The sequence below is a fragment of the Gordonia sp. 'Campus' genome, from assembly GCF_022206305.1.
GTDB lineage: Bacteria > Actinomycetota > Actinomycetes > Mycobacteriales > Mycobacteriaceae > Gordonia.
Map to the genome: position 1 here is coordinate 188,809 of NZ_JAKOIW010000002.1, position 26,628 is coordinate 215,436.

25 protein-coding genes are annotated in these 26,628 nt (G+C 70.0%); 20 read left to right on the forward strand and 5 right to left on the reverse strand.

Translation table 11 applies throughout. The annotated features are described in order from the left end of the window. Nucleotides 1–10: 10 nt before the first annotated feature. From MAY35_RS02895 to MAY35_RS02915, 5 genes are read left to right on the forward strand one after another with little or no spacing between them, the layout of a single operon-like run. Entirely contained in the window at nucleotides 11–505 is a 495-nt protein-coding gene (locus tag MAY35_RS02895; protein WP_238419121.1) for a GNAT family N-acetyltransferase, read from the forward strand. Beyond that, nucleotides 502–2,529, forward strand: a complete 2,028-nt coding sequence (locus MAY35_RS02900; RefSeq protein WP_238419122.1) for a VWA domain-containing protein — start codon at nucleotides 502–504, stop codon at nucleotides 2,527–2,529. The genes MAY35_RS02895 and MAY35_RS02900 overlap by 4 nt, the downstream gene beginning before the upstream one ends. A gap of 57 nt (nucleotides 2,530–2,586) precedes the next feature. Then, nucleotides 2,587–3,204 (forward strand): cob(I)yrinic acid a,c-diamide adenosyltransferase, encoded by a 618-nt coding sequence (cobO, locus tag MAY35_RS02905; RefSeq protein WP_238419123.1) that lies wholly within the window; start codon nucleotides 2,587–2,589, stop codon nucleotides 3,202–3,204. Further along, complete coding sequence (locus MAY35_RS02910) at nucleotides 3,198–4,658, forward strand: cobyrinate a,c-diamide synthase (protein ID WP_238419124.1); 1,461 nt, start codon at nucleotides 3,198–3,200, stop codon at nucleotides 4,656–4,658. The genes cobO and MAY35_RS02910 overlap by 7 nt, the downstream gene beginning before the upstream one ends. After that, nucleotides 4,655–6,295, forward strand: a complete 1,641-nt coding sequence (locus tag MAY35_RS02915) for a GAF domain-containing protein (RefSeq protein ID WP_238419125.1) — start codon at nucleotides 4,655–4,657, stop codon at nucleotides 6,293–6,295. Before MAY35_RS02910 ends, MAY35_RS02915 begins: the two co-directional genes overlap by 4 nt. Here the strand turns inward: MAY35_RS02915 and MAY35_RS02920 are convergent. Further along, nucleotides 6,292–6,996 (reverse strand): response regulator transcription factor, encoded by a 705-nt coding sequence (locus MAY35_RS02920; protein WP_238419126.1) that lies wholly within the window; start codon nucleotides 6,994–6,996, stop codon nucleotides 6,292–6,294. The two genes, MAY35_RS02915 and MAY35_RS02920, sit on opposite strands and share 4 nt — an antisense overlap. 160 nt (nucleotides 6,997–7,156) lie before the next feature. On the opposite strand from MAY35_RS02920, the gene MAY35_RS02925 reads away from it, so the two are divergent. The 4 genes from MAY35_RS02925 to MAY35_RS02940 all read left to right on the forward strand — a co-directional run bounded on the left by MAY35_RS02925 (nucleotide 7,157) and on the right by MAY35_RS02940 (nucleotide 11,729). Beyond that, nucleotides 7,157–8,173: an acyl-ACP desaturase gene (locus tag MAY35_RS02925; RefSeq protein ID WP_238419127.1), complete on the forward strand. Its 1,017-nt coding sequence runs from the start codon at nucleotides 7,157–7,159 to the stop codon at nucleotides 8,171–8,173. 61 nt (nucleotides 8,174–8,234) lie between these two features. Then, entirely contained in the window at nucleotides 8,235–9,524 is a 1,290-nt protein-coding gene (gene cobA, locus MAY35_RS02930; RefSeq protein ID WP_238419128.1) for a uroporphyrinogen-III C-methyltransferase, read from the forward strand. 84 nt (nucleotides 9,525–9,608) lie between these two features. Further along, entirely contained in the window at nucleotides 9,609–11,159 is a 1,551-nt protein-coding gene (locus MAY35_RS02935) for a DHA2 family efflux MFS transporter permease subunit (RefSeq protein WP_238419129.1), read from the forward strand. A gap of 30 nt (nucleotides 11,160–11,189) precedes the next feature. Next, on the forward strand, nucleotides 11,190–11,729 hold the full coding sequence (locus MAY35_RS02940; RefSeq protein ID WP_238419130.1) for a pyridoxamine 5'-phosphate oxidase family protein: 540 nt from the start codon (nucleotides 11,190–11,192) through the stop codon (nucleotides 11,727–11,729). A gap of 1 nt (nucleotide 11,730) precedes the next feature. Here the strand turns inward: MAY35_RS02940 and yaaA are convergent, their stop codons facing one another. Continuing rightward, on the reverse strand, nucleotides 11,731–12,513 hold the full coding sequence (yaaA, locus tag MAY35_RS02945) for a peroxide stress protein YaaA (RefSeq protein ID WP_245403539.1): 783 nt from the start codon (nucleotides 12,511–12,513) through the stop codon (nucleotides 11,731–11,733). On the opposite strand from yaaA, the gene MAY35_RS02950 reads away from it, so the two are divergent. Further along, complete coding sequence (locus tag MAY35_RS02950; RefSeq protein WP_238419361.1) at nucleotides 12,512–14,242, forward strand: proline--tRNA ligase; 1,731 nt, start codon at nucleotides 12,512–12,514, stop codon at nucleotides 14,240–14,242. The two genes, yaaA and MAY35_RS02950, sit on opposite strands and share 2 nt — an antisense overlap. Before the next feature lie 4 nt (nucleotides 14,243–14,246). Here the strand turns inward: MAY35_RS02950 and MAY35_RS02955 are convergent, their stop codons facing one another. Both MAY35_RS02955 and MAY35_RS02960 read right to left on the reverse strand, forming a co-directional pair. Then, nucleotides 14,247–14,717, reverse strand: coding sequence for a ferritin-like domain-containing protein (locus tag MAY35_RS02955; protein WP_238419132.1), 471 nt, complete (start codon nucleotides 14,715–14,717; stop codon nucleotides 14,247–14,249). Then, a complete protein-coding gene (locus MAY35_RS02960) occupies nucleotides 14,714–15,274 on the reverse strand; it encodes a hypothetical protein (RefSeq protein WP_238419363.1) in 561 nt (186 codons plus the stop codon). Before MAY35_RS02960 ends, MAY35_RS02955 begins: the two co-directional genes overlap by 4 nt. A gap of 116 nt (nucleotides 15,275–15,390) precedes the next feature. On the opposite strand from MAY35_RS02960, the gene rimP reads away from it, so the two are divergent. From rimP to truB, 10 genes are all read left to right on the forward strand, one after another. Then, entirely contained in the window at nucleotides 15,391–15,987 is a 597-nt protein-coding gene (gene rimP, locus MAY35_RS02965; protein ID WP_238419133.1) for a ribosome maturation factor RimP, read from the forward strand. Between the two features lie 16 nt (nucleotides 15,988–16,003). After that, nucleotides 16,004–17,014 carry a transcription termination factor NusA gene (gene nusA, locus MAY35_RS02970; RefSeq protein ID WP_238419134.1) on the forward strand — a complete coding sequence of 337 codons (1,011 nt, stop codon included), beginning with the start codon at nucleotides 16,004–16,006 and terminating at the stop codon, nucleotides 17,012–17,014. A 104-nt stretch (nucleotides 17,015–17,118) separates the two neighbouring features. Continuing rightward, nucleotides 17,119–17,403, forward strand: coding sequence for a YlxR family protein (locus MAY35_RS02975; RefSeq protein WP_238419364.1), 285 nt, complete (start codon nucleotides 17,119–17,121; stop codon nucleotides 17,401–17,403). A gap of 99 nt (nucleotides 17,404–17,502) precedes the next feature. Continuing rightward, nucleotides 17,503–20,376 carry a translation initiation factor IF-2 gene (infB, locus tag MAY35_RS02980; RefSeq protein ID WP_238419135.1) on the forward strand — a complete coding sequence of 958 codons (2,874 nt, stop codon included), beginning with the start codon at nucleotides 17,503–17,505 and terminating at the stop codon, nucleotides 20,374–20,376. A gap of 98 nt (nucleotides 20,377–20,474) precedes the next feature. Beyond that, nucleotides 20,475–20,948: a 30S ribosome-binding factor RbfA gene (gene rbfA / locus MAY35_RS02985; RefSeq protein WP_238419136.1), complete on the forward strand. Its 474-nt coding sequence runs from the start codon at nucleotides 20,475–20,477 to the stop codon at nucleotides 20,946–20,948. Next, nucleotides 20,945–21,901: a bifunctional oligoribonuclease/PAP phosphatase NrnA gene (locus MAY35_RS02990; protein ID WP_238419137.1), complete on the forward strand. Its 957-nt coding sequence runs from the start codon at nucleotides 20,945–20,947 to the stop codon at nucleotides 21,899–21,901. Before rbfA ends, MAY35_RS02990 begins: the two co-directional genes overlap by 4 nt. A 50-nt stretch (nucleotides 21,902–21,951) precedes the next feature. Then, nucleotides 21,952–23,292 (forward strand): MATE family efflux transporter, encoded by a 1,341-nt coding sequence (locus tag MAY35_RS02995; RefSeq protein WP_281063083.1) that lies wholly within the window; start codon nucleotides 21,952–21,954, stop codon nucleotides 23,290–23,292. Nucleotides 23,293–23,320: 28 nt separating this feature from the next. After that, a complete protein-coding gene (locus tag MAY35_RS03000; protein WP_238419138.1) occupies nucleotides 23,321–24,322 on the forward strand; it encodes a metallophosphoesterase in 1,002 nt (333 codons plus the stop codon). Next, complete coding sequence (locus MAY35_RS03005) at nucleotides 24,319–24,975, forward strand: 4'-phosphopantetheinyl transferase (protein WP_238419139.1); 657 nt, start codon at nucleotides 24,319–24,321, stop codon at nucleotides 24,973–24,975. Before MAY35_RS03000 ends, MAY35_RS03005 begins: the two co-directional genes overlap by 4 nt. Nucleotide 24,976: 1 nt before the next feature. Continuing rightward, nucleotides 24,977–25,876 (forward strand): tRNA pseudouridine(55) synthase TruB, encoded by a 900-nt coding sequence (gene truB / locus MAY35_RS03010; protein ID WP_238419140.1) that lies wholly within the window; start codon nucleotides 24,977–24,979, stop codon nucleotides 25,874–25,876. Nucleotides 25,877–25,886: 10 nt separating this feature from the next. Here truB and MAY35_RS03015 read toward each other — a convergent pair whose 3' ends face one another. Continuing rightward, a complete protein-coding gene (locus tag MAY35_RS03015) occupies nucleotides 25,887–26,555 on the reverse strand; it encodes a metal-dependent transcriptional regulator (RefSeq protein WP_374237914.1) in 669 nt (222 codons plus the stop codon). Between the last annotated feature and the right edge of the window lie 73 nt (nucleotides 26,556–26,628).

Sequence of the window (26,628 nt, forward strand, 5' to 3'; positions counted from 1 at the left end):
ACCACGACACATGATCTCCGAACCGCGGGTGCACCGCAGCCAGGCCGCCGACATCGACGCCGCGACGCTGTATCGGATTCTGCGGTTGCGGGTGGAGGTCTTCGTGGTGGAGCAGGCCTGCCCGTACCCCGAACTCGACGGCCGGGATCTCGAGCCGACGACCCGTCAGTTCTGGATCACCGACGGCGGCGACCCGCCCGACGTCGCCGACGAGGCGGGAGTGGTCCTGGCGACCCTGCGCCTGCTCGAGGAGCCGCAGCCCGCGGACGGCGAACAGGTCTTCCGGATCGGGCGGGTGTGCACCGAACGCAATCACCGCGGTCGCGGTCTGGTCGCGCGGCTGATGACCGAGGCGCTGGCCGAGGTCGGTGACCGCGCATGCCGGATCGAGGCGCAGACCTACCTCACCGAGATGTACGGCAAGTTCGGTTTCGTCCGTGACGGCGACGACTACCTCGAAGACGGGATTCCCCACGTGTCGATGCTCCGCCCGGGATCACGATGACCGCCGCCCAGGATGCGCCGCGCTATCCGTTCAGCGCCGTCGTCGGTGCGCACCAGCTCAAACTCGCTCTCATCCTGTCGGCGATCTCCCCGGGTATCGGCGGCGTCCTGATCCGGGGTGAGAAGGGTACGGCCAAGTCGACCATCGTGCGGGGACTGGGACCCCTGCTCGCGGGTACGCCGGGACAGAGCGCCGGACGAGTCGTCGAACTGCCGATCGGCGCCACCGAGGATCGGGTGATCGGGTCACTGGATCTGACGTCGGTACTCCGGGACGGCCGTGCCGAGTTCACCCCTGGCCTGCTCGCACAGGCCCATCGGGGCGTGCTCTACATCGACGAGGTCAACCTGCTCGCCGACCATCTCGTCGACGTCCTGCTCGATGCCGCTGCCAGCGGACGCGTCACCGTCGAGCGCGACGGCGTATCCCACACGCAGGCTGCGGATTTCGTACTCGTCGGGACCATGAACCCCGAAGAGGGGGAGCTTCGGCCCCAGTTGCTGGACCGCTTCGGGCTGGCCGTCGACGTGGCCGCCGCCCGCGACATCGACGAACGCGTCGAGGTGGTTCGCCGCCGGATGTCGTTCGACGCCGACCCCGCGTCATTCGTCGACGCCCACCTGGACGCCGAACGCGAGCTGACGCGGCGGATCGCGACCGCGCGGATGGCGGTCGACGAGGTCTCGCTGCCCGATCGGGAGATGCGTCGGATCGCCGGTATCTGCGCCCATCTCGATGTCGACGGGCTCCGCGGCGACATCGTGGTCGCGCGGACAGCCGTCGCGCACGCCGCGTGGCGAGGCGCTGACACCGTCGAGGAGGTGGACGTGCGTGCTGCTGTCGAACTGGCGCTGCCGCACCGTCGCCGTCGCAACCCGTTCGACGAGTCGGGACTGTCCTCCGACCAGCTCGACGACGCCATGTCGGCCGGGGACGACGCCGCCGGACCCGGGGCACCCGACGACGATCCCGGACCTCCCGACGACGATCCCGGACCTCCAGAGGGTGACCCGCCGGGTGGTGGGCGCGAGCCGCAGGCCCTCGACCCGTCCGAAGCCGGTGCCAGCGAGCCCGGTGCCACCGAGTCCGGTGCCACCGAGTCCGATGCCACCGGGCGCGATCAACCCGCCGAACCCGAGCCGCAGGCGGCACCCTCGTCGCAGAGCGCGCCCGGTCCGGCGTTCGGTTCGGTACCCGTGACCGGCGGTCGGCGAATGCAGGCACTCCGCCTCGACGGTGTCGGGGACGGGGACCCGGGTCGTCGCTCGAAGGCACGGAGCCGGCGCGGGCACACCACCCACGCCGTCGACTTCGACGCCGCGCGTCCGGTCCACCTGTTCGGCACGATCCTCGCCGCGGCCGGACGATCTGCCGGCCGGTCCCCGGCGGAGATGTCGCCGGTGCGGATCGCCGCCGCCGATCTCCGCTCGGCGCAGCGCATCGGGCAGGAATCCAATCTCGTCGTCTTCGTCGTGGACCTGAGCGGTTCGATGACGGCCCGGCGCCGGCTGGCCGCGGTGTCCGAGTTGTGCGTGGAGATGCTGCGCGACTCCTACACCCGCCGCGACCGGGTTGCCGTCGTCGTGGCACGGGGCTCGGAGGCGACACTGGCGGTCCCACCCACCAAGTCCGTCGACATCGCGGTCCGCAGGCTGTCGGAGATCCGCACCGGCGGTCGGACGCCGCTGGGCGAGGGACTGCAGCTCGCTGCCGACGTCGTCGGGCGGTGCCGGCGTGCCGAGCCCGACCGGCGGCCGCTGCTCGTCGTCCTGACGGACGGACGTGCCACCTCCGGCCGAGACGCCTCCGGCCGCGATGCGATGGCGCGGGCGCGTGCCGCGGCGGGGGAGATCCGCCGCCGGGGTATCGAGTCCGTGGTCGTCGACTGCGAGCAGGGCATGGTGCGGCTCGGTCTCGCCCGCGACCTCGCCGCGCACCTCGGCGGCGATCTGATCCCGATGGACGAACTGTCCATGACCGCCCTCACCGCGTCGGGCCCACACCCGGCGCGGGGCGCGGCCTAGTTCCCACCCGCGAGCTCACCCGACCGGCGAGCAGCAGATGAGAGAAGGAGAACTCAAGTGCCCCAAGGGGTCCCGGCCACCGTTCCCGATGACGGGCTGACGACGCGGCAGCGCCGCAACCAACCCGTGCTCGCGGTGCACACCGGCGACGGCAAGGGCAAGTCGACCGCCGCCTTCGGCATGGCGATGCGCGCGTGGAACGCAGGCCTGCGTGTCGCCGTCTTCCAGTTCGTCAAGAGCGCGAAGTGGAAGGTCGGCGAGGAGTCGGTGATGCAGACGCTGGGGCAGCTGCACACCGACACCGGCGTCGGGGGGCCCGTGGAGTGGCACAAGATGGGCCAGGGCTGGTCGTGGCTGCGCGCCAACTCCGACCACACCGACGACCACGCCGCCGCCGCCCAGGCCGGCTGGGCGGAGATCGCGCGTCGGCTCGACGCCGACGCCCACGACTTCTACGTCCTCGACGAGTTCACGTACCCGCTGGGCTGGGGGTGGGTGGACACCGCCGAGGTCGTCGACACCCTCGCCCGTCGGCCGGGCCGGCAGCACGTCGTCATCACCGGGCGGCGTGCCCCGCAGAAGCTCGTCGATGCGGCCGATCTGGTGACCGAGATGCGCAAGATCGCGCACCCGATGGATGCCGGCCGCAAAGGTCAGAAGGGGATCGAATGGTGAGTCCGACCCCGGCGATCGTGATCGCCGCGCCCTCATCGGGCAGCGGCAAGACGACGGTGACCACCGGCCTCATCGGCGCCCTGCGCGCAGCCGGGCATCGCGTCGCGCCGTTCAAGGTCGGACCCGACTACATCGACCCGGGCTACCACGCCGTCGCGGCTGGGCGCCCCGGCCGCAACCTCGACCCCAATCTGGTGGGCGACGACCTGATCGCGCCGCTGTTCGCCCACGGGGCGGCCGGCGCCGACATCGCCGTCGTCGAGGGTGTCATGGGCCTGTTCGACGGGCGCATCGTGGACGCGGGCCCGAACGGGGCCGGATACGGCGAGACCGGTGCCCTGGGCATCGGGTCGACCGCGCACGTGGCCTCGATCATCGGCGCCCCGGTCGTGCTCGTCGTCGATGCCGCCGGTCACAGCCAGTCGATGGCCGCGGTGCTGCACGGGTTCCTGTCCTACGACCCGTCGGTGTCGATCGCCGGGGTCATCCTCAACCGGGTCGGGTCTCCTCGGCACGAGTTGGTCCTGCGACAAGCGTGTGCGCGGGTGGGACTCCCGGTCCTCGGTGTGTTGCGCAGACATCCGTCGTTGACGGTCCCGTCGCGACATCTGGGCCTGATCCCGGCCGCGGAGAAGAGCGCCGACGCCATCGCCGCGGTGGACGCGATGACCGCACACCTGGCCGGTGCCCTGGATCTGCCGGCGATCGTGGCGGCCGCACGTGCGCGCTCGGCGCCGGACACGGCGCCGTGGTCGGCGGCGGATGTCGTTGCCGCGCAGGGCCTTGCGCGACCGTCGTCGAATCCGGTGATCGCGGTGGCAGGTGGCGCGGCGTTCACGTTCGGTTACACCGAGCATGCCGAGCTGCTCGAAGCCGCCGGTGCACGCGTCGTCGTCTTCGACCCGCTGATGGACCGGCTGCCCGAGGACGCGGCCGGCGTCGTCATCGGCGGCGGATTCCCCGAGGAGCACGCCGAGGCGCTCGCCGCGAACGACGTCCTGCGCGCGGACCTCCGTGCGCACGCCGCGGCCGGCCGGCCGATCCACGCCGAGTGCGCGGGCCTGCTGTACCTGTGCGCCGAACTCGACGGACATCCGATGAGCGGGGTCCTCGACATCGCCGGTCACTTCGGTCCGACCCTGACCCTGGGCTACCGCGACGCGGTCGCGGTGGACGACTCGGTGCTGTTCCGCGCCGGCGAGCGGGTCACCGGCCACGAATTCCATCGCAGCGGAGTGAGCGACGGTGCACTGGCACCCGCATGGGCGTGGCGAGACGCGTCCGGCCGGGCAACGACCCATGGCGTCACGACGTCCTCGGTACATGCCTCCTACCTGCACCTGCATCCGGCCGCCATTCCGGCCGCATTGACCCGATTCGTCTCCCGTGCCGCCGATGTCGCCGCGGTCACGGCCCCACCGGTCGCCGTCGGCGAGCCGCGTGTGTCCCGATGATCACCCACCGTCTCCGCGAGACCCTCGACGCGCTCGCCGACCACGGCGCCGACGACCCTGCGCTGTTGCGTGAGCTCCTGGAGGCGGTGCTGGTCGTCGGGCAGGGGGTGGAACTCGACCGGGCGCTGCAACGCATCGTCGAGGTGGCGGCCGGGCTGGTCGACGCACAGTACGGAGCGCTCGGCGTACGTGGTCCCGACGGCGGGCTCAGCGAGTTCGTGCACATCGGCATCACCGAGTCGCAGCGCGCCACGATGGGCCATCTGCCGGTGGGGCGGGGAGTGCTGGGTCTGCTCATCGACGACCCCCGCCTACATCGCATCCACGACCTCGGTGCCCACCCGACCTCGGTCGGCTTCCCGCCCAATCATCCGCCCATGCACACCTTCCTCGGCGCGCCGATCATGGTGCGCGGCGAGGTGTTCGGCAGCATCTACCTCACCGAGAAGAGGTCGGCGGAGGACTTCTCCGAGATCGACGAGGGAGTCGTCGCGGTGCTCGCCGTGGCCGCGGGTATCGCGGTGGACAACGCGGGACTGTTCGAACGGGCGCGTACCCGGCACCGCTGGATGCAGGTGCTGGCCCGCCGCGGGTCGGAACCACTCGCCGGAATCGCGTTGTCCGACACCATGTCCCGCATGTGTGCCGACGTCGCCGATCTGGTCGGCGCGGTCGATGTGTACCTGCTGACCGAGCTCGACGGCGAGGTGACCGTGCGCGGTCACACCGGGGAGCGGGTGGAGATCGACAGCTTCATGCCACCGGAGGCGACGGCTCTGAAGGTGCAACGTTCCGGGCAGATCGCGCAGTCGCTGATCCGGCACGGCGCACGGTGGACCTCCGTGCAGCCGCTGCAGCGCGCGTCCGGCGCGTTCGGCTGGATGCTCATCACCCACCGCAACCGCCCGTACTGGGACGACGAGGAGATCGCGGGACTGGCCGGCGTCGCCGAAGTCGCGTCGCTGGCGGTCGTCTACGCCGAACAACAGCAGATCGCGCGTGACCTCGAGGTGCTCGAAGATCGCCACCGCATCGCCCGGGACCTGCACGACCACGTCATCCAGCGTCTCTTCGCAGTGGGTATGTCGGTGCAGACGCTGCTGGCCGGGTACACCGATCCGGCCGCGGCCACCACGCGGCTCGAGCAGATCATGACCGACCTCGACCGCACCATTGCGCAGATCCGCACCTCGATCTTCGACCTGCAGACCGCGTCCGCCCAGGACGACCCGACCCTGCGGCGACGCGTCCTCGATGTCGTCTCGGAACTGTCCGGGCACGCGCCGATCTCGCCGAGCGTGGAGTTCGAGGGTCCGGTGGACACGGTCGTGCCCGATGCGCTCGGTCCCCACATCGACGCCGTCCTGCGGGAGGGGTTGAGCAACGCCCTGCGGCACGCTCGTGCGGAGAACATCGCGGTCTCGGTCAGCGCGGACGACGTGCTCACCGTCGAGATCAGTGACGACGGCATCGGAATCGGGGCCGACGTCACCTACCGCGGTCTGGAGAACCTGACCCGTCGCGCGGAGGACTGCGACGGCACGTTCAGCATCGTGACCCGTCCCCGGCGACCCGACGCGGTGGACACTCCGAACGGCGGGACCACGCTGACCTGGTCGGTTCCGCTGCTCGCCTAGTCGCGGCCGTCGTTCAGCTTGGTCGCCATCACCGCGACCTGCGTGCGGCGCTGCATGTCCAGCTTGCCGAGAATGCGGGACACGTAGTTCTTGATCGTCTTCTCCGCCAGGAACATCCGTTCGGCGATCTGCCGGTTGGTCAGTCCCTCGCCGATCAGCGCGAACACCTCGCGTTCCTGGTGGGTCAGCTCGGCGAGCGGGTCCTTCTCGGTCTGCTTGCCGTCGCGCAGCTTCGCCAGGAGGGCGGCGGTCGAGCGGTCGTCGAGCAGGGAACCGCCGCGACCGACCGTACGGACCGCGGCGACCAGGTTGTGGCCCAGGATCTGTTTGAGCACGAAGCCCGACGCGCCGGCCAGGACCGCCGCGAGCAGCGCATCGTCGTCGGCATAGCTGGTGAGCATCAGGCACTGGATCGAGGGCTCGGCGGCCCGTACGTCCCGGCACAGCTCGACGCCGCTGCCGTCGGGCAGGCGTACGTCGAGAACGGCGACATCCGGCCGGGTCGCCAGGATGCCGACGAGCGCCTCGCCGACCGACGCGGCCTCACCGACCACCTCGATGTCACCGGCGGTCCCGAGCAGGTCGCGCAGGCCCCGGCGGACGAGCTCGTGATCGTCGACGAGGTAGGCGCGGACCGCACGCGGTCGGGGGTCGTCGGCAGACGACCCCGACGCCTGCGAATCCGTGGTGACTGGAGCCATGGCTGTAGAACGTACCGGATGTCGGGCCGCCGTAACTCGCGACGTCGGACCCCATGGAGGCGGGACTTTGGCCTCACGAGCAACACCCGTCGCATCGCCGAGAGTGGACGGTACGACCGACAGTGGTCGCCCGACCACCCGCCTGCGACCAGGAGATCACGTGACCACCCTCATCGGACCGCCCGAGATGAACGACACCGGGATGACCGGATCGGACCTGCTGCGCGAACTGCTGCCGGTCTGTGAGACCGAGGTCGAACGGCACATGAAGATGACCCGCGACTGGCATCCGCACGACTACGTGCCCTGGGACGACGGACGCAACTTCGCCGCGCTGGGCGGCGAGGACTGGGACCCCGCGCAGTCCCGGCTGTCCGACGTCGCGAAGGCCGCGATGATCACCAATCTGCTCACCGAGGACAACCTGCCGTCGTATCACCGGGTGATCGCCGACAACTTCGGCCTCGACGACGCCTGGGGCTGGTGGGTGGGGCGCTGGACCGCCGAGGAGAACCGCCACTCGATCGTGATGCGCGACTACCTCGTGGTGACCCGGGGCGTCGATCCGGTGGAACTCGAGGAAGTCCGTATGGCGCACATGACGTCCGGGTTCAATCCGCTGTCCGAGGACGACGGGCAGCGCGACCACAGCTTCGACATGCTGTTCGCGGTCGCCTACGTCAGTTTCCAGGAACTGGCGACGCGCGTCTCGCACCGCAACACCGGCAAGGCCTGCGGTGACCCGATCGCCGACCGCATGCTGCAGCGGGTCGCCGCCGACGAGAACCTGCACATGCTCTTCTATCGCAACATCGTGGCCGGCGCGCTCGACCTGGTGCCCGACCAGGCCATGGCCGCCATCTACGCGATCGTGTCGAACTTCCAGATGCCGGGCGCGACGATGCCGAACTTCCGGCGCAACGCCGTGCTCATCGCCAAGGGCGGTATCTACGATCTGCCGCAACACATGTCGGATGTCGTCATGCCGGTGCTGCGCAAGTGGCGCATCTTCGAACGCGACGACTTCGGCCCCCTGGGCGAGCACTATCGCGAGCGGCTGGCGGAGTTCCTCGAACAGATGGACATCAAGGTGCGCAAGTTCGAGGAGTCGCGTGAACGCGCGCTCGAGCGACAGCGGGTCCGGGGGATGGCCGGGACCGGCGGGTCGTCGCTCTAGGGCGTTCGTCACACCCGCACGGGGACGGGTGGTGGCGCACTGCCCGGTAGTGTCAGCTCCCATGTCCGAGCCTGACTCCGCCCTGTCGAACGTCCCGGGGTCGAACGTCCCGGGGCCCCCGACTGCCCCCGGGCCTGACGCCTTCCCCTCGGGAGAGGGGCACTACCTGGTCGGCCTCGACCTCCGCGGACGCAAGGTCGTCGTGGTGGGCGGCGGATCCGTTGCGCAACGGCGTCTGCCGAACCTGGTGGCGGCGGGAGCCGACGTGCACGTCGTCGCGCTCGATCCCACGCCCGCCGTCGAGTCCTTCGCGGGCATCACCGTCACCCAGCGCCGGTACGTCGACGGCGACCTCGAGGGCGCCTGGTATGCGATGGCCTGCACCGACGACCCGGACGTCAACGAGGCGGTGGTCGCCGAGGCCGAGCGCAGGCACACGTTCTGCGTGCGCGCCGACGACGCCCGCCACGGGACCGCGGTCACACCGGCGTCGGGCCGGCACCGCGACGTCCAGTTCGGTGTCCTCGCCGGCGGCGACCACAAGCTGTCGGCCGCACTCCGCGCCGCGATGAGCCGCGCGCTGGCCGACGGATCGCTCAGCATCGACGACGCCGCGCCGCATGCCGCCGGAGTCGCGCTCGTCGGCGGCGGGCCCGGCGATCCCGACCTCATCACCGTCCGCGGGCAGCGGCTGCTCGCCGAGGCCGACGTCGTGGTCGCCGATCGGCTGGCCCCGCCCGAACTGCTGGCCGAGCTCGGACCGCAGGTGGAGATCATCGACGCCGCGAAGGTGCCCTACGGCCGGGCGATGAAGCAGGAGGCGATCAACGACGTCCTCGTCGCCAAGGCGAAAGAGGGCAAGTTCGTGGTCCGCCTCAAGGGCGGTGACCCGTACGTCTACGGACGGGGCTTCGAGGAACTGCAGGCCTGTGTGGCCGCCGGCGTCCCGGTGACGGTGGTGCCGGGCATCAGCAGTTCGATCGCCGCGCCGGCGTCGGCGGGCATCCCGGTCACCCACCGAGGCGTCACCCACGAGATCGTGATCGCGTCGGGGCACGTACCGCCCGGCCACCCCGACTCGCTGATCGACTGGTCGGCGATGGGCAGGCTCCGTGGCACCCTCGTGCTGATGATGGCCGTCGAACGCGTCGACGTCTTCGCCGACGCGCTGCTCGAGGGCGGCCGTCGACCCGACACCCCGGTGGCGATGATCGAGAACGGGTCGCTGCCGACCCAGCGACTCCTGCGCACCGATCTCGCCCACGCCGGCGAGGTCGCCGAGGCGCAGGGGCTGCGACCGCCGGCGATCGTCGTCATCGGCGACGTGGCCGCGTTCACCGAGGGCGCCTGACCGGTTCGGGTTCTGATCGTTCGGGGCCGACCGAACCAATGGGGATTGGCATGTCGGAGCCGTCGGCCGGTACGGTCGTTCTCTATGTCGACTCCCGGAGCTGCGAACACCGGAACCGTGCACACCGGGGCGCCGGGCAGCGCGCAGTTCCGTCCGGTGTTCGGTCTGCCGATCCTGGTGCTGTCCGGGATGCAACTGCTGGTGGTGCTCGACGGTACCGTCGCCGCACTGGCACTCCCGAGCATCCGGGACGCGCTCTCGTTGTCGGAGTCGGGTGCCAATTGGGTCATCAGTGCCTACGTCCTCGCCTTCGGCGGACTCATGCTCCTCGGTGGACGACTCGGCGACACCTTCGGTCGCAAACGCATGTTCATCGTCGGGGTGGTCGCCTTCACGCTGACCTCGCTGCTCTGCGGACTCGCATGGAACGAGGCGAGCCTCCTCGTCGGGCGCGCACTGCAGGGCGCGTCGGCCGCGATCGCCGCGCCGACGGCCATGGCCCTGGTCGCCACCACCTTCGCACCCGGCAAGCCGCGCAGCCAGGCGTTCGCGGTCTACGCGGCGATGACCGGGGTCGGGTCGGTGGCCGGACTCATCCTCGGCGGAGTGCTGACCGAGGTGTCGTGGCGCCTGGTGTTCCTGATCAACGTGCCCATCGGCCTGTTGGTGGTCGTGGGTGCGATCGTCGCGCTGCGTGAATCCCAGGGCGAGCGCCTACCCCTCGACGTCCCGGGCGCGGTCTTGGGCACTCTTGGCGCGACCCTGCTCGTGCTCGCGGTCAACGAGGGGCCCAACGGCTGGGGTTCACCCGTCGTCGTCGGTTCCTTCATCCTCGGAGCGGTGGCCCTCGTCGCCTTCGTGTTGGTGGAGCGTCGCGCACGCAATCCGATCCTGCCGTTCTCGCTGTTCGACAACAGCTCTCGGGTAGCAGCGCTGCTGGCGATCCTGTTCGCCAGCATGATCATGATGTGCATGGCGGTGTTCATCTCGCTGTATCTGCAGGGCATCCTGCAGTATTCGCCCATCCAGAGCGGGCTCGCCGTCGTGCCGTTCGCGTTCGGTCTCGGCGTCGCCGCGGCCATCGCGTCGAAGCTCGCGCTCATGATCCAACCGCGGTGGCTGGTACTCGTGGGCGGTGCGGTGATCCTCGCGGGTTGCCTCTACGCCTCCTCGATCGCGACCGACTCGCCGAGCTATTTCCCCAGCATCTTCATCCCCGTCGTCGTGATCGGCTTCGGCGTCGGACTGGCGGTCATCCCGCTCACCCTGTCGGTGGTCGCCGGGGTCGGCCCCAACGAGATCGGACCGCTGACCGCGCTGGCGCAGGTCGCCCAGAACCTGGGCGGGGCGGTGGGCCTGGTGGTCGTGGGCGCGATGGTGACCTCGCGCGCCCTGTCCAAGGGCGGCACGACGGAACCGGTCGAGAGCATGAACGCCACCCAGCTCGCTGCCCAGGCGGAGGGCTACGGTCTCGCCTTCGCCGCCTGCGCGGGCATCGCGGTGATCGCGGCCGTCGTCGTCCTGTTCATGCGGTTCACCCCCGAACAGGTGGCCGAGGGACAGGCGGCGCAGGAGGCCGCCGACTCCGGCGTCGACGCCCACGCGAGCGCACCGGAACCCGACGACCGGCGATGAGTTCCGGTTCCGCGGGCGGTCTGCCCCGGTATGGACACCAAGAATCTCGCTGAGCTGTACGACGTCGACACCCTCGCCTGGGAACTCGTCGCCGCGTGTCTCGACGCCGGGGTCTCCCAGGCGCCGGGCACCGGCGGTCCCGACCGGCACACGTGGTGGATCGCCACGATCAATGCCGACGGCAGTCCGCACGTCACCGGCATCGGTGCGCTGTGGCATGAGGGTGCGGTGTGGCTGGAGACCGGGCCGTCGACCCGCAAGGCCCGCAATCTCGCACGAGACCCGCGCTGCACCCTGTCGATCGCGCTCGACGACGTCGATCTCGTCGTGGAGGGCGACGCGCGACGCATCGACGACCCGAAGGTGGTCGCCGAACTCGCCGCGCTGTGGGCCGACGACGGCTGGCCGTGTCGCGTCGACGAGACCGGAACCGCACTCACCGCGGAATTCAGTGCGCCGTCGGCGGGGCCGCCGCCCTGGTACGTGTACCGGGTGGACCCGCGGCGTGCGACCGCCCTGCAGACCGTCGAGCCCGGCGGCGCGACGCTGTTCGACTTCGGCGCGGAGTGAATCAGTCGGTCAGCACGACGATGCGGTGGTCGTCGACGATCTCGACGCGCTGACCCGCGTCGGTGAGAACCGCCGCCAGGCCGTTGACGTCGCGCAGAGTGCGCCGGGTGCGGACGAGCGCACGCGCCATCAGACCCTTGTAGTGCTTGTTGAAGTGGCTGACGACGGTGCGGGACCCATCGGGCTGTTCGGTCATGACCGTCGCGGTCACCGCGGCCCGAACCGGGCCGAGCTGGTGGTAGACGCCCGACCGCAGATCGACGACGAAATCGTCGAGCGCGTCGAGGGCGGGGGACAGTGCCGGTTTCCAGATGGACGCCAGAGTGGGCATCCCGGGGAGCTTCGATCCGCCGGACAACCGGTAGGCGGGTATCCGATCGGGAGCGCGGACGACGCCGAACAACGCCGATCCGATCGCCAGCCGATCGGCCGCCTTGGCCTTGCCCGCCTTTGTCAGCGACGCATGATCCAGCGCGTCGTAGAGGACGCCGGTGTAGCGCTCGATGGCCGGGCGGGTGGGGGAGAGCCACAGATCGGCATTCCGCTCGATCTCGCCGAGCTGCGTGGCGCCGAGTCCGAGCGCGGTCCGGCTCGCGTCGAGGTCGGCGGCGAGATCGACGATCGCCTCACCGAGTCGTTTGCGGATCGGGTTGAGTTCGGTCAACGACAGGGTGTCGAGGTCGAGAGGGGCACCGTTCCCGCCGTCGGATTTCGTTTCTGAGGGAGGCAGGATGACGAGCACCGCAACACCATAACTAAGCTGGTTCGTCGTGATCACACGCATGTCGACCCTGTTCCTGCGGACCCTGCGCGACGACCCCGCCGACGCCGAGGTCCCCAGCCACAAGTTGCTGGTGAGAGCGGGATATGTCCGCCGCGTCGCCCCCGGGGTCTACTCGTGGCTGCCACTGGGCCTGCGCGTGCTCAAGGCGATCGAGTCCGTCGTCCGCGAGGAGATGAACGCGATCGGCGGTCAGGAGATCCTCCTGCCCGCGCTGCTGCCTCGCGAGCCCTATGACACCACCAACCGGTGGACGGAGTACGGCGACGCCCTGTTCCGGCTGAAGGACCGCAAGGGAGCCGACATGCTCCTCGGCCCGACCCACGAGGAACTGTTCGCCACGCTGGTGAAGGGCGAGTACTCGTCCTACAAGGACATGCCGGTCATCCTCTACCAGATCCAGACCAAGTACCGCGACGAGGAGCGGCCGCGCGCCGGCATCCTCCGCGGCCGTGAGTTCGTGATGAAGGACGCCTACTCCTTCGACCTCGACGACGACGGCCTCAAGGCCGCCTACAACGCCCACCGCGAGGCGTACCAGAAGATCTTCGCGCGTCTGGAGATCGACTACGTGATCGTCGCCGCCACCTCGGGCGCGATGGGCGGCAGCGCTTCGGAGGAGTTCCTGGCCGAGTCCGCCGTCGGCGAGGACACCTTCGTCCGGTGTGTGGAGTCCGGTTATGCCGCCAACGTGGAAGCGGTCGTGACCCGCGCTCCCGACCCGGTGCCCTTCGACGGACTGCCCGACGCACAGGTGCACGACACCCCCGACACCCCGACGATCGACACGCTCGTCGAGTGGGCGAACGCGACATTCGACCGCGAGTACACCGGGGCCGACACCCTGAAGAACGTGATGGTGAAACTGCGTGCGCCCGGCGGTGACTGGGAGATCACCGGCATCGGCGTCCCCGGGGACCGCGAGGTGGACTTCAAGCGCCTCGAAGCGTCCGTCGAACCGGCCGAGGTCGAGTTGCTCACCGACGCCGACTTCGCCGCCAACCCGTTCCTCGTGAAGGGGTACATCGGCCCGAAGGGGCTGGCCGACAACGGCATCCGCTACCTCGTCGACCCGCGCGTGGTGGACGGGACGTCGTGGATCACCGGAGCCGATCAGCCGGGCCGGCACTACGTCGGTCTCGTGGCCGGCCGGGACTTCACCGCAGACGGCACCGTCGAGGCGGCCGAGATCCGCGACGGAGACCCGTCCCCGGACGGCGCCGGTCCGCTGGTGAGCGCCAAGGGGATCGAGATCGGTCACATCTTCCAGCTCGGGCAGAAGTACACCGACGCCTTCGAGGTCGACGTGCTGGGCGAGAACGGCAAACCCGTCCGGCTGACCCAGGGTTCCTACGGCGTCGGCGTGTCGCGTCTGGTCGCGGTGATCGCCGAACAATCGCACGACGACAAGGGTCTGCGGTGGCCGAAGTCGGTGGCGCCGTTCGCAGTTCACCTGGTGATCGCGAACAAGGACGAGGCCGCCGTCGCCGGCGCGGAGCAGTTGGCCGCCGACCTGGACGCCGCAGGCCTCGAGGTGCTGCTGGACGATCGCAAGGCCTCACCCGGGGTGAAGTTCAAGGACGCCGAACTCCTCGGGATGCCGACGGTGGTGGTCGTCGGACGCGGTTATGCGAACGGCACGATCGAGGTCCGCGACCGCTTCACCGGCGAGGCCACCGAGGTGGCCGTCGACGGGGCGGTCGAGGCGGTCGTCGCCGCGGCTCGCGGCTGACCGATCACCCGTTGCCGGCCGACCCCGGGAACGCGATCGTGACCGGTGTCTGCTGCAGCACGGCGCGCCAGCGGGCGGCACGGACCGCGCTCTCGGTGAGGCCGTCGACCCCGATTCGCCGGCCCGACTCGTCGTCGGCCTGCTCCAGCAGGGCCCGGTAGGCAACCGTGCAGTCCTCTTCGGCACTCAGCGCGGCGCGCGCCGCCGTGGTGGGGTCGGTGACATCGACGGGGAGGGTGTAACCGGCCGCGGGCAGCGGCGGGGTGTCTCCGGCTGCGGTGATCGCGCGGTCGATCTCGTCGCGCCGCGCGCGATGCGCGGCGGCGTAGTCGGCGACCGTGCGACGCCGGGATGCCGAGACGAACGCGGTGATCACACCGTAGGTGAAGATGGCCGCGTTCTCCGTCTGGGCGGCCACGACGAGCGGATCGTCGGACCCCGCGGCGGGGGCGGCGCTCGTCAGCGGTGTCGTCATGCCAGCTGAACCTCTCGCATCGATGTGATCGCGGCCGCGATGGACCCGGTGAGGCCGGAGGCGTAACCGCCTGCGGACAGTGCCAGGTCGTGGGCCTGGGTGCTCGCGGAGCCGAGGTCCGCACGTAGACCCGCCAGCGACGGGGAGCCCGGCGGCATGCCTGGCGCCGCCGACTCCGATCCCGACGCCGACGGCGAGGCGGACGCGGACGGTCGGTCGAGTGTGCTCGCGACGTCCTGGTCGAGACGGATGATCTCCTCCCGCAGGGCGCGGGCGTGCTGCGCACGCTGATCGGCGACCACCCGCAGCGCTGCGCCGTAGCCGGGCTCGACGGGTATCAGGGCACGGGCGGCGCCCTCGTCGGCCAGCGCGGACCGCACCAGCGGCACGAGCGACTCGGCGAGGAGGGTCTCGGCAGAGGGCGACGTGTCGCACCCGGTCAGGCCGAGGCCGGCCATTCCGGCGCCGGCCACCGCCACGCTCGCGACGAGTCCGCCGCGTAACGCGGTCCGGCGGTCGACCGGCTGCCGAACGGTGCTTCGCTCGATCGGGGGCATGCTCACCCGGGACATGATGCCAGCAGTGCTGCGCGCGATGGATCCACTACGATGTTCACCGAGCAACGTCGTGCGACACCCGGCACGGCCCGACAACTGAAGACGAGGGGAGTGGCATGTCGATCAGCCCGACGCACGTGAGCGAACTCGTCGAAAAGCTTGTCGCCGAACGGGGATTCGATCTCGAAGACGTCACGGTGCGCACTCGGGACGGGCAGGAGGAACTGTCCGTCGTCGTCGACCGCGACGGCGGGAGCGACCTCGACGTCCTCGCCGAACTCAGCAACCAGATCTCCGACGTCCTCGACGCGACGCCCGAATTCGCCGATCTCGCCTACGTGCTCGAGGTGACCTCGCGGGGCGTGGAGAGTCCGCTGACGCATCCCCGGCACTGGCGTCGCAATCGCGGCCGCCGAGTCGTCGTCGAGGTGGCGGGAGACCCCGGATCGGAGGCGCGCACGGTGAGCGGTCGCATCGGCCGACTGCTCGACGATCCGCCGAACTCGGTGCAGGTGGTCGCGAATCACAAGGGGCGCATCGCCGTGGAGAGCGTCGACCTCGGGGCCGTGACGAAAGCCGTGGTGCAGGTGGACTTCTCCCAGCCGAGTGTCCGCGAACTCGAGCTGTGCGGCCTCGAACCCGAGGAGATCGAACGTCGCCGCGCGCCCGCCGCCGCCCGCGAAGTGCACACCACAAATGAACACGACAAGTGAATAGGAGACCGACGACATGAACATCGACATCGCCGCCCTGCGCATGATCGAGGCCGACAAGGGCATCCCGATCGAGACGGTCATCACCGCCATCGAGACGGCGCTGCTCACCGCTTACCGCCACACCGACGGGTTCGCACCGCACGCGCGCGTGGATGTGAACCGCAAGTCCGGTGCCGTGCGCGTGATGGCTCAGGAGGTGGATCAGGACGGCAACGTCGTCCACGAGTGGGACGACACCCCGGAGGGATTCGGGCGGATCGCCGCGACCACCGCACGGCAGGTCATCCTGCAACGACTCCGCGACGCGGAGAACGAGAAGAACTTCGGTGACCTCGTCGCCCACGAGGGCGAGATCGTCGGTGGCGTCGTGCAGCAGGACTCGCGCGCCAACGCCCGCGGGATGGTCGTCGTCCAGATCGGCAGCGACGCCAACAGCACCGAGGGAATCATTCCGTCGGCCGAGCAGGTGCCCGGCGAGGTCTACACCCACGGCGACCGCATCAAGTGCTACGTCGTCGGCGTCAGCCGCGGATCGCGCGGACCGCAGATCACCCTGTCGCGGACGCACCCCAACCTGGTGCGCAAACTCTTCTCCCTCGAGGTGCCCGAGATCGAGGACGGTTCGGTGGAGATCGTGGCCGTTGCTCGCGAGGCCGGTCATCGGTCGAAGATCGCCGTCCACACCGGTGTCGCCGGACTGAACGCGAAGGGTGCGTGCATCGGCCCGATGGGGCAGCGCGTGCGCAACGTGATGAGCGAACTGGCCGGCGAGAAGATCGACATCATCGACTACGACACCGACCCCGCCGTCTTCGTCGGGAATGCGCTGTCCCCCGCGAAGGTTGTCTCGGTGACCGTCGTCGACGCGGAGGCGAAGGCCGCCCGGGTCGTCGTGCCGGACTACCAGTTGTCGCTGGCGATCGGCAAGGAGGGCCAGAACGCCCGCCTCGCCGCGCGCCTGACCGGCTGGCGGATCGACATCCGCTCGGATGCCGCGCCCGCTGCCGGGGACGGACACGAGTGACCCGCGGGAGCGGCCGATTGTTCCTGGCGTGCGCGATCGCGCTAGACTGATCGATGGTTCAGCGATCCGCCCCGAGTACGCCAACGGGCGCCACCCCCATCAGGATGTGCGTCGGTTGTCGGCAGCGGGCAGAGACCGGCGATCTGGTCCGTGTCGTCGCGCAGATGCGTGAGGACACCCCGATGATCGTGGTCGATCCCGCGAAGACCATGCCGGGGCGAGGCGCGTGGCTGCACGCGCGGTCGGAGTGCATCTCCACCGCGACGCGACGCCGAGCCTTCGCCGCGGCACTCCGGACCCCCGGTCTGACCGTGGACCCGGAGGATCTCGCCGAACAGCTCGGCGTGATCGACCACCAGAGGATGGCTCCCCGGAGCCGGAACAGGTAGCAGAAGACATGAGCACACCGTGAAGTCACGATGAGCATGTACCGGACTTAAATCGAGGCCGTAGCGGGTGAGCCGCTTGGCCTCCAAGTGAGGAGAGCAGTGGCAGGCAAAGCCCGCGTGCACGAACTGGCCAAGGAACTCGGCGTCACCAGCAAACAGGTGCTCGAGCGTCTGAAGGAACAGGGCGAGTTCGTCAAATCGGCGTCGTCGACGGTTGAGGCCCCCGTGGCCCGTCGACTGCGTGAATCATTCCCCGGCAAGGACGGGGCAGCCAAGGACTCTAAGTCGTCCGCGGCGCCCGGCCCGCGCCAGTCGGCCAAACCCGGACCCAAGCCGTCCGGCGGCCAGAGCGCACCGAAGCCCGGTGCGCCCACCCCGGCGGCACCCGCCGCCGGTCCGACACCCGCACCCCGCAGCAGCGGTCCCAAGCCGGGCGCACCGCGGCCGGCCCCGGCTCCGGTGGAAACCCCGGCACCGGCGCCCGCCGCCGAGCGACCCGCACCCCGACCGACGCCCGCGGCACCGGCGCCGCAGGCCCCGGCCGCTTCGGCGACACCGGCCGCCCCGGCAGCTCCGTCGGCTCCGGCGTCCACTCCGGGTCCGAGCGCTCGTCCCGGACCCAAGCCGGGCCCGCGTGCCCCGCGGGTCGGCAACAACCCGTACTCGTCGGCCCCGGCGCCCGCGCCACGTCCGGCAGCCCGTCCCGGTCCCGGCCAGGCAGGTCCTCGCCCCGGCGGCGGTCGTCCCGGCCCCGCGGGCCAGAGTGGCCCCCGCCCCGGTGGCGGTCGTCCCGCACCCGGTCAGGGCGGTCCCCGTCCGAACCCGGGCAACATGCCCCCGCGTCCCAGCCCCGGCGCCATGCCGTCTCGCGCAGCGCGTCCCGACGCCCGTCCGGGCGGTCGTGGCGGCGCAGGCGGAGGTCGTGGCGGACCCGGCGGTGGCGGCGGCGGTTACCGCGGTGGCGGCGCTCCCGGCGGCGCACCGGGAGGTCCTCCCGGTGGTGGCTTCCGCGGACGTCCCGGCGGCGGTGGCGGCGGCGGTCGTGGCCGCGGCGGTGCCGCAGGTGCCTTCGGTCGTCCCGGCGGTGCCCCGCGACGCGGACGCAAGTCGAAGCGTGCGAAACGCGCCGAGTACGAGAACATGCAGGCACCGGCCGTCGGTGGCGTCCGGCTGCCGCGCGGCAACGGTGAGGTCATCCGCCTCGCCCGCGGTGCATCGCTCTCGGACTTCGCCGACAAGATCGACGCCAACCCGGCATCGCTGGTCCAGGCGCTGTTCAATCTCGGCGAGATGGTCACGGCGACCGAGTCGGTCAACGACGAGACGCTGGAGCTGCTCGGCTCGGAGATGAACTACCGCGTCCAGGTGGTCAGCCCCGAGGACGAGGACCGCGAGCTCCTCGACAGCTTCGACCTCACCTACGGCGAGGACGAGGGCGGCGAGGAAGACCTCGAACAGCGTCCGCCGGTGGTCACCGTCATGGGCCACGTCGATCACGGTAAGACCCGACTGCTCGACACGATCCGTAAGGCCAACGTCCGTGAGGGCGAGGCCGGCGGTATCACCCAGCACATCGGTGCCTACCAGGTGAACACCCACCTCAACGGTGAGGATCGCCTGATCACGTTCATCGACACCCCGGGTCACGAGGCGTTCACCGCCATGCGTGCCCGCGGTGCCAAGGCCACCGACATCGCGATCCTCGTGGTCGCGGCCGACGACGGTGTCATGCCGCAGACGGTGGAGGCGGTCAACCACGCCCAGGCGGCCGACGTGCCGATCGTGGTCGCGGTGAACAAGATCGACAAGGAAGGCGCCGACCCGCAGAAGATCCGCGGGCAGCTGACCGAGTACGGCCTGATCCCCGAGGAGTACGGCGGCGACGCCATGTTCGTCGACATCTCGGCCAAGCAGGGCGAGAACATCGACGCGCTGCTCGAAGCCGTGCTGCTCACCGCGGACGCGTCGCTCGACCTGCGGGCGAACCCGGACATGGACGCGCAGGGTGTCGCCATCGAGGCGCACCTCGACCGCGGTCGTGGCCCGGTGGCGACCGTGCTCGTCCAGCGCGGCACGCTGAAGGTCGGCGACTCGATCGTCGCCGGCGACGCCTACGGTCGTGTGCGTCGCATGGTCGACGAGCACGGCGACGACGTGCCCGAGGCACTGCCGTCGCGTCCGGTCCAGGTCATCGGTTTCACCTCGGTCCCCGGCGCAGGCGACAACCTGCTCGTGGTCGAGGAGGACCGCATCGCCCGGCAGATCGCCGACCGGCGCAACGCACGCAAGCGCAACGCGCTCGCCGCTCGCAGCCGTAAGCGGATCAGCCTGGAAGACCTGGATTCGGCTCTCAAGGAGACCAGCCAGCTCAACCTCATCCTCAAGGGTGACAACTCGGGTACGGTCGAGGCCCTCGAAGAGGCCCTGCTGAACATCGAGATGGGCGACGAGGTCTCGCTGCGGATCATCGACCGCGGTGTCGGTGGCGTGACCGAGACCAACGTCAACCTGGCGGCGGCCTCGGATGCGATCATCATCGGCTTCAACGTGCGCGCGGAGGGCAAGGCCACCGAGCTGGCCAACCGCGAGGGCGTCGACATCCGGTACTACTCGGTGATCTACCAGGCCATCGACGAGATCGAGAGCGCGCTCAAGGGCATGCTCAAGCCGATCTACGAAGAGGTGGAACTCGGCCGCGCCGAGATCCGCGCCATCTTCAAGTCGTCGAAGGTCGGCAACATCGCCGGTTGTCTCGTGCAGTCGGGCATCATGCGGCGTAATGCCAAGGCACGCTTGCTGCGTGACAACGTCGTGGTCGCCGAGAACCTCACCGTGTCCTCGCTCAAGCGCGAGAAGGACGATGCGACCGAGGTGCGCGAAGGCTACGAATGTGGTCTCACGTTGACCTACTCGGACATCAAGGTGGACGACGTGATCGAGACCTACGAGCTGCGGGAGAAGCCGCGCGACTGACGCGGTGAACTGCTGACTCGTACGTCATCTCGACAGCTGTGGTGCGCGCCGGTCCGGACAGGGCCGGCGCGCACGCAGCGCTACGAAAGGACTCTGCGATGGTTGATCCCGCACGAGCACAGCGCCTGGCCAAGCGGATCTCGTCGATCGTCGCGTCGGCGATCGCCTCCGAGATCAAGGATCCGCGACTGGCGTATGTGACGGTCACCGACGCCCGGGTGACCAACGATCTCCACGACGCGACCATCTACTACACGGTGATGGGCGAGTCGCTCGACGACGAGCCCGACTTCGAGGCCGCCGCCGCGGGCCTGGCGAAGGCGACCGGTGTGCTGCGATCCAAGGTCGGAGCGGGCACCGGTGTGCGCTTCACCCCGACCCTGCGGTTCGTGCTCGACACCGTCCCCGACGCGGCACGGCAGATGGAGGAACTCGTCGCCCGAGCCCGGGCCAACGACGAGATGGTCGCTCGTCGCGCCGCCGAGGCGAAGCCCGCCGGCGACACCGACCCGTACCGCACGGCCGACGACGCCGACGCGACCCCCGACGAATCCGCCGGTACCCAGGAGTGAGCAGTTCGTCGAGCGCGGCGATCGCCGAGACGCTGGCCTCCGCGACCGCGGTGACCATCTGCTGTCATGTCCGCCCGGATGCGGACACGATCGGCAGCGGTCTGGCGCTGGGGCTGGCGCTCGACCGCCGAGGCGTCGAGGTCGAGGTCTCCTATCCCGGGAGCGAGCCGCTTCCGGCCTCGCTCGCCGGGCTGCCCGGCGGCAAGCTGCTGTGCCCGCCCGACGAGGTCGTGGGGCATCCGCTCGTGGTCGCGGTCGACGCCGCCAACCTCGAACGCCTCGAGTCCCTCGGTGCGGTCTTCGCGGCGGCGCAGACCTCCGTGACCATCGACCACCATGCGTCGAATCCCGGTTTCGGTGACCTCGATCTGGTCGATCCCGCTGCCGACTGCACCGCTGTCCTGGTTCTGGACGTGCTCGACGCGCTCGGCGTCGACCTCGATGCTGACATCGCGACCTGCATCTACGCCGGGCTCACCACCGACACCGGGTCGTTCCGGTGGGCGCGGCCCGGGTCGTTCCGGGTCGCGGCGCGGTTGCTGGAGACCGGGGTGGACGCCCGCAGGTGGAGCCGGATCCTCTTCGATTCGCATCCGTTCGCCTGGTTCTCGATGATGTCGGGCGTCCTGGCCTCGGCCCGGCTGGTGCCGACGGCCTGCAACGGCGAAGGGCTCGTCTACGCCGTCGTCGACCAGCAGGCGCTCGCGGGCATGAGCTGGGAAGAATCCGAGAGTGTTGTCGACACCATCCGCACCGCGCGGGAAGCCGAGGTCGCCGCGGTCTTCAAGGAGGGTGAGCCCGGCGTGTGGACCATCTCGCTGCGCTCCAAGGACGTGGTGGACCTCGTGCCGATCGCGCGGGCGCATGGCGGCGGCGGCCATCGGCAGGCCTCCGGATACAGCGACACCGGCACTGCCGACGAGGTCGTCGCGAGGCTGCTGGAGTCGCTCTGAACCAGGACACCGCCGGCCTTCAGAACGTCGGAGTCGCGCGCATCGCGACGCTGACCGTGTCAGCGCTCGCGGTCCTCATCGCACCGCCGCTGTACCTGCTGCTCGACCTCGCCGTCGTCGGCCGCCTCGGCGGTGCGGAACTCGCCGCCCTGGGCGTCGGGACGTTGGTCCTGTCGATCGTCAGCACCCAGCTGACCTTCCTGTCCTACGGCACCACCGCACGCTCGGCGCGGCGCTTCGGCTCCGGCGACCGTCCCGGTGCCGTCCTGGAAGGGGTGCAGGCCAGTTGGATCGCCGTGGCCGTGGGCATCCTGATCGTCGCGGTCACCTACCCCTGCGCTCCCGTCGTCATGCGCGTGCTCGTCGGGACCGCCGCGCCGGAATCCGCAGCGGTCGCCGACGACGCGGCAGGCTGGTTGCGGATCGCGATCTTCGGGGTGCCGCTGATCTTGCTGTCGATGGCGGGCAACGGGTGGATGCGCGGTGTGCAGGACACCCGCCGCCCCGTCGTGTACGTGGTCGTCGGGCTGTCGGTCGCCGCGGTCCTCGTCGTCGGCCTGGTCCACGGTGTCGGCCCCTTCCCGCGGTTGGGGCTGGACGGCAGCGCGGTGGCCAACGTGATCGGACAGGGTCTCACCGGGTTGCTCTTCGCCGTGCGGGTGAGCCGTGAGGCGCGCCGGGTCTCGGTGGCCGACGCATCGGACGGTGGACCCGGGGTAGGTGCCTTCACACCTGACTGGTCGATCATCCGGGCGCAGTTGGTCATGGCCCGAGATCTCGTCGTCCGCAGTCTGTCGTTCCAGATCTGTTTCGTCTCGGCGGCCGCGGTCGCCGCACGTTTCGGGGTCGCGCAGGTCGCCGCCCACCAGCTGGTGCTGCAACTGTGGGAGTTCATGGCCCTGTTCCTCGACTCCCTCGCCATCGCTGCCCAGGCCCTCGTTGGTGCGGCGCTGGGCGCCGGACGGCTCGGGGTCGCGGATTCGGTCGCCCGGCGGGTGACCGTCGTGTCGCTGATCGCCGCGACCGCGATGGCGGCGATCTTCGCCGCCGGCGCGACGCTGATCCCGCGGATCTTCACCTCCGATGCGTCCGTGCTCGACGCGGTCGGCGTGCCGTGGTGGTTCTTCGTCGGCATGCTGCCGATCGCCGGGGTCGTCTTCGCCCTCGACGGTGTGCTCCTCGGCAGCGGTGATGCGGCGTTCCTGCGGACCGCGACCCTGACCGGGGCGCTGGTCGGGTTCCTGCCGCTGATCTGGCTGTCGCTGGTCTTCGACTGGGGACTGGCCGGGGTGTGGTCGGGTCTGGTGGTGTTCATGCTCGTCCGGCTGGCCACCGTGGTGTGGCGGATCCGATCCGGACGCTGGCGGCAGGCGGGTGCGGTCCGCGCCTGAGCGCGCGACTCTGGCACGATGGATCCTCGTGGCTACTTTGTGGGCGATCAGCGATCTGCACATCGCCCATCGGGGCAACGAGCACATCGTCGACAGCATCCGACCGACCTCGGCGGGGGACTGGCTCATCGTGGCCGGTGACGTCGCCGAGCGCACCGACGACATCATCGACACGCTCCGGCGGTTGCGCACGCGCTTTTCCACCGTCGTGTGGGTCCCGGGCAATCACGAGCTGTACACGACGGCCAAGGACCCGCTACAGCTGTTCGGCGTCGCGCGCTACGACTATCTGGTGCAGGCCTGCCGCGACATCGGCGTGGTCACGCCCGAGGACATCTACCCGCTGTTCGACCCGGAGGACGGTACGGACCCGGTTCGCGTGGTGCCGATGTTCCTGCTGTACGACTACACGTTCCGGCCGGAGGGCACCGCGAACAAGCTGACCGCGCTCGCTCTCGCGCGGGAACGCAATGTCGTCGCGACCGACGAATTCCTGCTGTCGCCCGAACCGTTCCCGACCCGGGACGCCTGGGGCCGCGCGCGCATCGAGATCACGCGCCGCCGGCTGGAGGCGATCGACCCGGCGGAGAAGACGGTCCTCATCAACCACTGGCCGCTGCGGCGCGAACCGTGCGACGCGCTGATCTACCCGGAGTTCGCACTGTGGTGCGGCAGCGAGCTGACCGCCGACTGGCACAAGGACTTCAACGCCGCGTGCTGCGTGTACGGCCATCTGCACATCCCGCGCACCACGTGGTACGACGGCATCCGGTTCGAGGAGGTGTCGGTGGGCTATCCGCGCGAATGGAAGCGGCGCGGCCTGCCGAACCCGTTGATGCGCAACATCGTTCCCGGAGACGGTCTCGTCGCGGCCGACCTGCCCGAACACGGGGTGCGCTTCGATCTGCCCCCGGACTATGCCGAACGGGCCGCCGAGTTCCGGCAGCGCGTCGAGCAGCGGCAGGCGGAACGGCGCACACGACAGGCGCAGAGACAGGCCGAACGGCAAGCGCGAGAGGACGACCGATGATCGAGCAACTCCTGCCCGCGGGCGTCGCCTCGGCGGAGGCGTTCACCGACCCGCCCGGTCTGGTCCTGATGCCCGCCGAGCAGAGCCTGATCTCGCGTGCGGTGGAGAAGCGCCGCCGCGAGTTCACCACCGTCCGGCACTGCGCCCGCCAGGCGCTGGGAGAGCTCGGTCACGATCCGGTCCCGATCCTCAAGGGCGACAAGGGCGCACCGGTCTGGCCAGCCGGGATCGTGGGCAGCCTCACACACTGCGACGGCTATCGCGCGGCGACGGTGGCGTATGCCATGGCGGTGCGCTCGCTCGGCATCGACGCCGAGCCGCACGACAGCCTGCCCGACGGCGTGCTCGAGCACACGAGTCTGCCGGCCGAACGCGAGGTGCTCGCGACCCGGTCGGGGGACCTCCACTGGGACCGGTTGTTGTTCTGCGCCAAGGAGGCGACGTACAAGGCATGGTTCCCGGTCGCCAAACGCTGGCTCGGATTCGAGGACGCCCACATCACCTTCGAACAATCGACGCCGAACTCCGGGACCTTCACCTCGCGCATCCTCATCGATCCCGCCGCCGCCGACGGGGGAGCGCCGCTGCTGGAGTTCGGCGGGCGATGGCTCGTCGACCGGGGCATCATCACCACCACGATCGCGCTGACCTGACATGGCCGATGCGACCATCGAGAACGCCGGCCTGCTCATCGTCGACAAAGAGGCCGGGATCACCAGTCACGACGTGGTGTCGCGCTGCCGGAAGATCTTCAACACCCGCCGGGTGGGCCATGCGGGCACCCTCGACCCGATGGCCACGGGAGTGCTCGTCGTCGGGATCGAGCGCGCCACAAAGCTTCTCGGACTGTTGTCGTTGACCACGAAGTCCTACACGGCCACCATCCGCCTCGGCGCGTCCACGACCACCGACGACCGCGAGGGCGAGATTCTCGACTCCACCGACGCGTCGGGTGTGTCCGACGAGGAGATCGCCACGGCCATGGCCGATCTCACGGGCGACATCCAGCAGGTCCCGGCGAAGGTGAGCGCGATCAAGGTCGACGGGCGGCGCGCCCACGCCCTGGTGCGGACCGGGGCCGAGTTCGACCTGGCCGCCCGGCCGGTGACCGTCTCCCGCTTCGAGCTGCTCGCCACCCGGCGCGATGGGGGATTCGTCGATCTCGATGTTGCCGTTGACTGTTCGTCGGGCACCTACATCCGATCGCTCGCCCGTGACCTCGGCGCCGCGCTGGGAGTCGGCGGCCATCTCACCGAGCTGCGGCGGACCGCCGTCGGCCCGTTCACGCTCGACCACGCGCGCACGCTCGACGACGTCCGTGAGCGACCCCACGTGAGCCTCGACATCGACGAGGCGGTCAAGATCTCGTTCCCGCGCCGGGACATCGACGACGACGAGGCCGAGTCCATCAGCCAGGGGCGGTGGCTCGAGCCGATCGGGCGCAAAGAGATCTACGTGGTCGTCGACCCGCGCGAGCAGGCGATCGCCCTGATCCAGGAGAAGGGCCGCCGCGCGAGTTCGGTGATGGTGGTCCGGCCGGCCACCCTCCGCTGACCGGACCTGTTCAGCCGCGCGGCACGACGAAGATGGCGCGTGCGGCGATGTCGCCGAGATCGATCGGGGCGGCGTCGTCGAGTGACACCGAGATCGTCCCCGCGAAGGGACGTTTCTCGGCCACGGTCACGACGCAGTCGAGGGCGACGCCAACCTGGTCGAAGTAGCGCAGCATCTCGGGATCGGTGTCGGAGATCCGGGCGATGGCACCCGACGCACCCACATCGAGGTCGGCGAGCAGCGCCGCATCCGGCGCGGGGATGGTGCCGTCCAATGCGGGAATGGGATCGCCGTGCGGATCCCGGTCGGGGAAGCCGAGTTTCGCGTCCAGCCGGGCCATCAGACGGTCGGACACCGCGTGTTCGAGGATCTCGGCCTCGTCGTGCACCTCGTCCCACCGGTAACCGAGCTCGCGCACCAGGAACGTCTCGATCAAGCGGTGACGGCGCACCATCAGGATCGCCGCGGACCGGCCCTCGTCGGTGAGGGTGACCGCACCGTACGGCTCGTGCGAGACGAAACCCTGGTCGGCGAGCTTGCGAATCGCCTCCGACGCGGTCGACGCGGACACACCGAGCGACTGGGCCAGCAGCTTGGTGGTGACCTTGACGTCTTCCCACTCCTGGCTGGTCCAGATGACCTTCAGATAGTCCTGGGTGACCTGTGACAGTTCTGTCACCGGACGATCCGATCCCCGAGGCATGACCAAGAGCTTAGCCCGACCGCAAATCCGAGTGGCGGTGGTGGTTTGG